Source organism: Eikenella sp. NML120348 (assembly GCF_001648435.1).
Classification (GTDB): domain Bacteria; phylum Pseudomonadota; class Gammaproteobacteria; order Burkholderiales; family Neisseriaceae; genus Eikenella; species Eikenella exigua.
This window is the reverse complement of sequence record NZ_LXSP01000009.1, coordinates 1-8,715: the sequence shown is the minus strand read 5'-3', so window position 1 is coordinate 8,715 and position 8,715 is coordinate 1. Positions and strand designations below refer to the sequence as shown.

Genomic DNA, 8,715 nt, shown 5'->3' with positions numbered 1-8,715 from the left:
CCAGAGAAACTTGGCGTTTTGTGCCGCTAATCTCATGCAAGGAGAGAGCAACGAAACCGATAGGCACAAAAAATGTGCACTGACGGGGCAGATATCCGCTTGTGATTTAGTAGTGAGATCATCATAAACAAAACCCCCTGCAAATGCAAGGGGCTGCCTGAAACTATCCGGCCACATGGGCGATATCGTATTGCGCCTGCGACAGTTGGCCGTGCCGGTGCAGCCAGCCGGCCACTTCTGGCCACGAATACAGGGCAGAGCCGCTGCCCACCCCATACATCGGCGCAGGGAAGCCGCCGCCGCGTTTGCCGGTGGCGTAGTTGGAGAGGGCAGCGCGGGTCAGTCCGGCGCGGGCGGCCATCTCGGCCAAGGTAGCCACACCGGATTCCTGCAACACCAAATCGCCGAAACCGGCAGCACGGATATTGTCTAGGGCGCTGCGCACGGCAGCTTCGGCACTCTCGGCCTCACGGTCGAATTCGAGATATGGGGTTTGGTTATAGAAGCACAGCAGCGCATCGTCGCAGCCCGCTTCATACAGGCGGTCTTCTAAATCGTGCAGGTCGGTATCGCGGATGAGGATGCTGAAATGGTAGGTATTCATGGGTCACTCCTGTTCGGGCAGGCATTCGTTTACTTTACGGATGATTTGTTTGGCATGGTTTTCCGGATTGCGCGGTGTGCTCCACACGCTCATTTGGTGTTCGGTATGTCCTTGCAGACAACGCAAGCGGCAGAACGCATGGGCGGGCTTGCCGGCGGGAACAACCGCCCAGCCGTGCTGCTCGGCATAAGCCAATGCGGCTCTGATGTGTTTGTCGGGATGCTTGCCCATGCTGACTGTCCGATTGGTTAAGGTAGCCTGATTATAGTGAAAGTGTTTGCAGGTGTAAACAGGAAGAAGAAAGGAATCCCATAACATGGTTTTTTAAATACTGGAAGCCGCTGCTCGGCGGTGTGGTACTGCTGGCCGTGATATACGGCGAAGTGCAATACGGCAGGGCACGCTATCAGGTGGGCTATGCTGCGGCCACGGCAGCCATCAATGCCAAACTGGCCGAGCAAAAGCAGAAGCATCAAAAAACCGCCCATGCGGCAAGCGTGGAATATCAACAAGAGAAGTCCGAAGCGGACGAGAAAGTGAGGGTAAGGCGTGAAGTGGTACAGCAAATTATCGAGCGGCCTGTGTTTACTGGCGATTGCGTTGATGCTTCCGGGGTGCAAGTCCTCAACGCCGCCATTGCCGAGCGCCATTGAGCCGCCGGCCGATTTGGCTATGCCCTGCCCCAGGCTGCCCGAATTGTCGGGAACAACGGGCAAGGTGATGCTGCCGTGGGCGCTGGAAGTGGTGCATCTGTATAACGACTGTGCGGCACGGCATGATGGGTTGATTAAGGCATGGCCAAGGTAGTCCAGCATTTGCGCAATATCCGCCATATCAGGGCGGTAGTACACATTGAGCAGTGTTCTTAAATCCTGGTGGCCGCTGATTTTTGCCAGCACTTCAACCGGTACTTTTTTGGATAAACGTGTGGGAGCTTCGCGGCGGGTATCGTGAAAATACAGGTCGATAATGCCGCAGTTATCCCGCGCCCGCCTAAATAACACGTCCAAACTTTTGGCATCCACGTTAAATACCCACACATCATCAATGCTGCGCAGTTGCTCGAGCAGTTCCAGCGCACGCTTGGATAATGGCACGTCTCGGCTGTCGCCGTTTTTGGTAATCTGTAGATGGGCAAGGCGGCGCGTGAAATCCACATCTGCCCATTTCAGGCCGCAAATCTTGCCTGCCCGCATGGCAGTTTCGATGGTGAATAAAACGGCAATGGCTACCCGTTGTACAATCAGTTCCGACTTGCCGTCCGGCTGATATAAGAGAGCGGCGCAGATATTGGTAATCTCTTGTTCGGTTGGCCACCTAGTTCTCTCTCTGCCTTTTTTCGGGTTGCTGATTTTGCGTACGAGGTTCTCGCGCAGCAGCCCCCATTCTTTCATGGCATGTTCGCAGATGCCGGCTATCCTTTCAAGCGGGCATGTAAATCCTGCACGCTATACACATCGAGGAGGTTGAAGCTTTTCATCCCTTCGCTCATGGCTTCGCCACCGGCCACGGTGGTGTATTGCGGTACGCGTTGGGTGAGGGCGCTGCGGCGGATGCTGTGGCTGTCGGCCACGGACTGCGGGCTGCTGGCCACGGTGTTTACCACCAGCGCGATTTCGCCGTTTTTAATCGCGTCCACGATGTGTGGGCGGCCTTCGGGCACTTTGTTGACCGCCTGCACCACCACGCCGTGCTCTTTCAGGTAGCCTGCCGTGCCGCGCGTGGCGCAGACGCCGTAGCCTAAGGCTTGGAAGTTTTGCGCGGTTTGGACGATGATCGGCTTGTCTTCTTCGCGCACGGAAAGGAAGATTTTGCCGGTGGCGGGCATGCGTTCTCCTGCGCCGAGCTGGGCTTTGAGGTATGCTTCGCTAAAGGTCTCGCCTACGCCCATCACTTCGCCGGTGGAGCGCATTTCTGGGCCGAGAATGGTGTCCACGCCGGGGAATTTGATGAAGGGGAACACGGCTTCTTTAACGGCATAGAAATCGGGGACGACTTCTTTTTCCACGCCTTGCTCTTGCAGGGAAATGCCTGCCATGCAGCGCGCGCCGACTTTGGCGAGCGGCACGCCGGTGGCTTTGGAGACGAAGGGGACGGTACGGCTGGCGCGCGGGTTCACTTCCAACACGAACACCACGCCGTCCTGCACGGCAAACTGTACGTTCATCAGGCCGACCACGCCCAGCGCGTAGGCCATGGCTTTGGTTTGGCGGCGGATTTCGTCTTGGATTTCTTCGCTGAGCGAGTAGGGCGGCAGCGAGCAGCCGGAGTCGCCGGAGTGGATGCCTGCCTGTTCGACGTGCTGCATGATGCCGCCGATAACGACGTCTTTGCCGTCTGAAACGCAGTCCACATCGACTTCAATCGCGTTGTTCAGGAAGAAGTCGAGCAACACGGGGCTGTCTTCGGATACCTGCACGGCCTCGCGCATGTATTTTTGCAACTCTTCGGCGGAGTGGACGACCTGCATGGCGCGGCCGCCGAGGACATAAGACGGGCGCACGACCAGCGGATAGCCGATTTCTTCGGCTTTGACGAGCGCTTCTTCTTCGTTGTGGGCGATGCGGTTGGGCGGTTGGCGCAAGCCTAAGTCGTTCAACACTTTTTGGAAGCGTTCGCGGTCTTCGGCGGCGTCGATGCTGTCGGCGGATGTGCCGATGATGTTCACGCCGTTTTCAACCAACGCGTTGGCGAGTTTGAGCGGGGTTTGGCCGCCGTAATGCACAATCACGCCCCACGGGTTTTCGGTGCGGACGATTTCCAACACGTCTTCCAGCGTTAGCGGCTCGAAATACAGGCGGTCGCTGGTGTCAAAGTCGGTGGACACAGTTTCGGGGTTGCAGTTGACCATAATCGTTTCAAAACCCGATTCGCGCAGTGCGAGCGCGGCGTGAACGCAGCAGTAGTCAAACTCGATGCCCTGACCGATGCGGTTCGGGCCGCCGCCGAGAATCATCACTTTTTTACGGTCGGAAGGACGCGCTTCGCATTCTTCTTCGTAAGTGGAATAGAGGTAGGCGGTTTCGGTGGCGAACTCGGCGGCGCAGGTATCGACGCGTTTATAGACGGGATGCAGCTTCAGCGCGTAGCGGTGTTCGCGCACTTCTTTTTCTTTTACTCCTAAAAGCTGCGCGATGCGTTTGTCGGAGAAGCCTTTGCGTTTCAGACGACGTAAGGCGGCGAAATCCAAATCTTGCAGGCAGCCTGCACTTACCTGCTGCTCTTCTTTCACCAAGTCTTCGATTTGCGCCAAGAACCAAGGGTCGATGGCGCAGATTTTGTGGATTTCTTCCAGCGTGAAGCTCGCGCGGAACGCGTCTGCCACAAACAGCATACGCTCGGGGCCGGGGTTAGCCAGTTCGCGGCGGATTTCCGCTTTGTCTTCGCTGCGCGGATTGAAGCCGCACAAGCCTGTTTCCAAGCCGCGCAGGGCTTTTTGGAAGCTTTCCTGAATGGTGCGGCCCATCGCCATCACTTCGCCCACCGATTTCATCTGCGTGGTCAGGCGGTCGTCTGCGGCAGGGAATTTTTCAAACGCAAAACGCGGGATTTTGGTTACCACATAGTCGATGGAAGGCTCGAACGACGCAGGCGTACGACCGCCGGTGATGTCGTTGCGCAACTCGTCCAGCGTAAAGCCGACAGCCAGTTTCGCCGCCACCTTCGCAATCGGGAAGCCGGTTGCTTTGGAAGCCAGCGCGGACGAACGGCTCACGCGCGGGTTCATCTCAATCACAATCATCTCGCCGTTTTCAGGGTTCACTGCAAACTGCACGTTCGAGCCGCCCGTGTCCACGCCGATTTCGCGCAATACCGCTAAGCTTGCGTTGCGCATGATTTGGTATTCCTTGTCCGTCAGCGTTTGCGCCGGCGCAACTGTAATCGAGTCACCCGTATGCACGCCCATCGGGTCGAAGTTTTCAATCGAACAAATAATGATGCAGTTGTCGTTCTTATCGCGCACCACTTCCATCTCGTACTCTTTCCAGCCGAGAACGGACTGCTCAATCAGCAGCTCATGTGTGGGCGACGCATCGAAACCGCGTTCGCAAATCGCCAAAAACTCGTCTTTATTGTACGCAATGCCGCCGCCCGAACCGCCCATGGTGAAAGACGGACGAATCAGCGTCGGGAAGCCGACCTGTTCCTGCGCCGCCAAAGCTTCGTTCATCGTGTGGCAGACAAAAGATTTTGGGCAGGAGAGGCCGATTTTCTCCATCGCCTCCTTAAAGCGGCCGCGGTCTTCCGCCTTGTCGATCGCGTCTTCCGTCGCGCCAATCAGCTCGACATTGTATTTCGCCAGCACGCCGTTGCGCGCCAAATCCAGCGCACAGTTCAGCGCGGTCTGGCCACCCATCGTGGGCAGAATCGCATCGGGCCGCTCTTTGGCGATAATCTTCTCCACCGTCTGCCACATAATCGGCTCGATGTAGGTAACATCCGCCATTTCAGGGTCGGTCATAATCGTGGCGGGGTTGGAATTCACCAGAATGACTTTATAGCCTTCTTCACGCAAAGCCTTACAGGCCTGTGCGCCCGAATAGTCAAATTCGCAGGCCTGACCGATAACGATAGGGCCGGCGCCGATGATAAGGATGGATTTTAGGTCGGTACGTTTGGGCATGAGTGGGGTCTCTAGTTCTAAGTTGTAAGAATATTAAAGGTCTAGTTCAGTATAAATTTCTTTATCTATTCTAAAATCATTTTTGTCTTCATCGGCAACAGCTATATATCTTTTGTGGCCACGTTCATCATATCTGTAAAATCTTTTTACTATTCCATCTTTATTAGGTTTGGGTTTAATTTCTAGCTCAAATTTCCCAATGATTAGTTTTTCAAAAACGCCTTTGTTAACAATAATGAATCCTTCAGACATATTATTATCCTCATCTTAATAATAATTACATTATTATGACATATGGTATCCCTGAAATATTTCCCCTGAAATATTTCCTAAGCAAGCCGTAGCCCGCATGTAGGGTGTGTGCGGTACGTCCGCACGCGTTCTCCATTTTCCCGGCAAACCCAACCCACCGCGTGCGTGCCTTTCGGCACATACCCTATTGACGGATTCAAAGGATGTTTGAATAGTCCTTGCTCCAAAAGGCTACCTGAAAATCGGCAAAATCCTTTTTAGCTTCGCAGAAACTCAGCCTTGCTCCGCAAGACATCTTTTTCAGGTAGCCTTTCTTTGGTGTTTAGCGGGAGCTCAGGCTGACGGTGAAGTCGGTTTCGCCGCGCGCGTCTTCGAAAAGGCCGATGTTGTAGCGGTGTGCCTGGCCGCAGGCGCGGACGGTCCACACTTCGCGCACCTGCAGGCGGCCGTGCACTTTGTGGGCGCTGTTGATTTTGCTGTGTACGGATTCGATATTGCGGCAATTGAACGAGGCGGCTTCGGCGGTGCGCACGACTTTGAGCACGTCGTCGCGTAGGATGTTGTCGCTGCCGAAAGTGGCGCTTTCGCCGCCGAAGGCTTGGTTGCCGAGGCTGGAGCAGGCGGAAAGGGCGAGGGCGGCGAGGAGGGGGATGAGTTTGCGCATGGGGATTCCTTAAATTCGGCAAAGATGGGGCGCGAGGCCAAATGCCGCCAATTATACGGCAATCTGTTTTGCTTTTCAGGTAGCCTGAGCAGTTATTTCTATCTGAATGAGGCTATCTGAAGCCGTAAATTAAAACTCGGTTCCGGCCAGCCACAGGCTCACGGCGAAGCCGATAAAGAGCAGGCCGGTGGTGGCGGTGCAGGCGGTGGTCACGTGGCGGTGGCGGCGGAACAGGTTGGCGAGGCGGTGGCCGGCGAAAACGAGCAGGGTGAGGTAGCTGAAGCTGACGGTTTGCATAACCAGTGCCAGCAGCAGGAAGGAGAGGGCGGGGTGCGGATAGGCGGGATCGACGAACTGAACAAAAAACGACAGCAAAAACAGGATGGCTTTGGGGTTGGTGAGGCTGAGCAGCAGGGCGCGTTTGAAGATGTGCCCGGCGGGCGGGGTGGGCGGCAAACCGGCTGCCAAAACGGGCGGCGGGGCAAACCATTTGCGCAATGCGCCGCGCAAGAGGCCGGAGCCGATGTAGGCCAGATACAGGCCGCCGGCGAGCTTCATGGCGTGAAATAGGGCGGGATAGAGCTTGAGCGCGGTGCCGGCGCCGAGTACGGTGAGCAGGATCAGCACTAAATCGCCCAGCAATACGCCGCATACGGCGCGGTAGGCTTTGCGCGCGCCGTGCTGTGCGGCTACGGAGAGGCAAAACATGCTGTTCGGGCCGGGCATAATGACGAGGATGATGGTGCCGATTAGGTAGGAGAGGGGATTGATGATGCCGAACATGGTTTTCAGGTAGCCTTTTATGGAGACGGCTATTTTAATGAGGCAGGCAGGGTGTAGGCTACCTGAAAACTATCTGCAAACTATCGCGCCGATTTATTCCGCCGTTTGCCTGTTGCCCCGCAGGCGGCTAAACTGCCCGCCAATTTGCACCCCTTCATTAAAGAGAACGCCATGTTTTTCATCCTCTCGCCCGCTAAAAACCTAAACGAAACCGCCGCCGCGCCCACCAAGGAACACAGCCAGCCCGCGCTGCTTGAGCAGTCTGCCATCCTGATGGCGCAACTGCGCGAGCTGGCGCCGCAGGATTTGTCGGCGCTGATGGGCGTATCGGACAAAATCGCCCGCCTCAACGCCGAGCGCAATGCGGCTTGGCAGCCGCCTTTCAGCCTGCAAAACGCCAAGCAGGCGGTGTATTTGTTTAACGGCGATGTGTATGAAGGCCTCGATGCCGAGAGCCTCGCCTCGCCGCAAATCGATTGGCTGCAAGGCCATGCCGGCCTGCTTTCCGGCCTCTACGGCCTGTTGCGCCCCTTAGATTTAATCCAGCCCTACCGTTTGGAAATGGGCACCAAGCTGACCAACCCGCGTGGCAAGGATTTATACGCCTTCTGGGGCAGCCTGATTACCGAATTGCTGGCCGAACGCATGGCCGAGGCGCAAACCGATGTGTTGGTGAACCTGGCGTCGCAGGAATATTTCAAAGCCGTGCAGCCGGCCAAACTCGGCGGCCGCCTGATTACCCCCGTGTTCCAAGACGAGAAAAACGGCCGCTACAAAATCATCAGTTTCTACGCCAAACGCGCCCGCGGCCTGATGCTGCGCTATGCCGCCGAACGCACCCTCACCGAGCCGGAGCAGCTGCTGGATTTCAACAGCGAGGGCTACGCCTTCTGCGCGGCGGCTTCTTCGGAAAACGAATGGGTGTTCCGACGCGGCGAGCAGTGATGCGCGGCAGGCCGTGATGGAGAAGCGGAGGCTACCTGAAATTTGGGAATGCAGCTGAGGGCGGCATTTTCATTTTGAGCCGGCGTTTTCAGGTAGCCTTTTGTCGAGCCCACACTAATCGGCTTTGCTGTTTTATTCCCCTTTGCCAACCGACAGCGGCGCATTGTTCCGCACCGCGTGCCGCCACATCAAGCAGGCTACCTGAAACCTAACCGGGCGTTTTCAGGTAGCCTGCAAGTATTTTGGGGAGAGCCCCTCGGGCAAATGTGGTTTTTATGTTACGTTTTTTCGCAGCGGCAACTCGGAGCTTGCTCGGCGCGTGAGGCCAGGTATCAAGCGGCTTTCAGGGCAACGGGTTGGGTGCTGGTTGAGTAATGTGTCAATTAAAAAAGGCAGCTAATTTGGCCGATTTGGCCGCCAGGGGAAATTATGGGTTTTTCAGCGGGCGATCAGGGTTTATAATCCGCCCAAAATTGAGTTGCGGTGCTGGCGCGCCGCGTGTGCGTAATAACGTATAGCTAAAGTCGTTTTCCTTGCCGTTCAATGAGTTATGGCAGAAAAGATTTTGGCTATATGCTTTTTTGAAAGGAACCAAAATGAGTTCTTTCGATGGTAGTTCTGCTGCGGCGGTGGCCGTGGCGCCCGCACCGGCTTCTTCTGGCGGCACCAAAGTGCGCCGTCATTTAAAGTCGCGCCATCTTTCCATGATTGCCATCGGCGGCAGCATCGGCACCGGCCTGTTTATGGCCAGCGGCAGCGCCATCCATATGGCAGGCCCGGGCGGCGCATTGGTGGCTTATGCCGCCATCGGCCTGATGGTGTATTTCCTGATGACTTCCTTGG

At 56.2% G+C, this 8,715-nt stretch carries 8 protein-coding genes and 1 pseudogene; 2 read left to right on the top strand and 7 right to left on the bottom strand.

Annotated features, from left to right (window positions below; translation table 11 throughout):
• Window positions 1-163: 163 nt before the first annotated feature.
• The 7 genes from A7P99_RS09410 to leuE form a co-directional block, all read right to left on the bottom strand.
• The gene (locus A7P99_RS09410) at window positions 164-604 is read right to left on the bottom strand and encodes a transcriptional regulator (RefSeq protein WP_067442036.1); all 441 of its coding nucleotides are present in this window, start codon (window positions 602-604) and stop codon (window positions 164-166) included.
• A 3-nt stretch (window positions 605-607) separates the two neighbouring features.
• Window positions 608-835, bottom strand: a complete 228-nt coding sequence (locus A7P99_RS09405; RefSeq protein WP_067449237.1) for a hypothetical protein — start codon at window positions 833-835, stop codon at window positions 608-610.
• A gap of 17 nt (window positions 836-852) precedes the next feature.
• Window positions 853-1,998 carry a site-specific integrase gene (locus A7P99_RS10515; RefSeq protein WP_067687330.1) on the bottom strand — a complete coding sequence of 382 codons (1,146 nt, stop codon included), beginning with the start codon at window positions 1,996-1,998 and terminating at the stop codon, window positions 853-855.
• Between the two features lie 20 nt (window positions 1,999-2,018).
• A complete protein-coding gene (carB, locus tag A7P99_RS09395) occupies window positions 2,019-5,228 on the bottom strand; it encodes a carbamoyl-phosphate synthase large subunit (protein ID WP_067528536.1) in 3,210 nt (1,069 codons plus the stop codon).
• Window positions 5,229-5,261: 33 nt separating this feature from the next.
• Window positions 5,262-5,480, bottom strand: a complete 219-nt coding sequence (locus A7P99_RS09390; protein ID WP_067442046.1) for a hypothetical protein — start codon at window positions 5,478-5,480, stop codon at window positions 5,262-5,264.
• Between the two features lie 322 nt (window positions 5,481-5,802).
• Window positions 5,803-6,144 (bottom strand): hypothetical protein, encoded by a 342-nt coding sequence (locus tag A7P99_RS09385; RefSeq protein ID WP_067449243.1) that lies wholly within the window; start codon window positions 6,142-6,144, stop codon window positions 5,803-5,805.
• 129 nt (window positions 6,145-6,273) lie between these two features.
• Entirely contained in the window at window positions 6,274-6,927 is a 654-nt protein-coding gene (gene leuE, locus A7P99_RS09380) for a leucine efflux protein LeuE (RefSeq protein ID WP_067449245.1), read from the bottom strand.
• 171 nt (window positions 6,928-7,098) lie between these two features.
• Between leuE and yaaA the strand changes: the two genes are divergently transcribed.
• Window positions 7,099-7,872 (top strand): peroxide stress protein YaaA, encoded by a 774-nt coding sequence (gene yaaA, locus A7P99_RS09375; RefSeq protein ID WP_067528540.1) that lies wholly within the window; start codon window positions 7,099-7,101, stop codon window positions 7,870-7,872.
• Window positions 7,873-8,468: 596 nt separating this feature from the next.
• A pseudogene (locus A7P99_RS09870) lies at window positions 8,469-8,715 on the top strand (hypothetical protein); the annotation flags it as partial.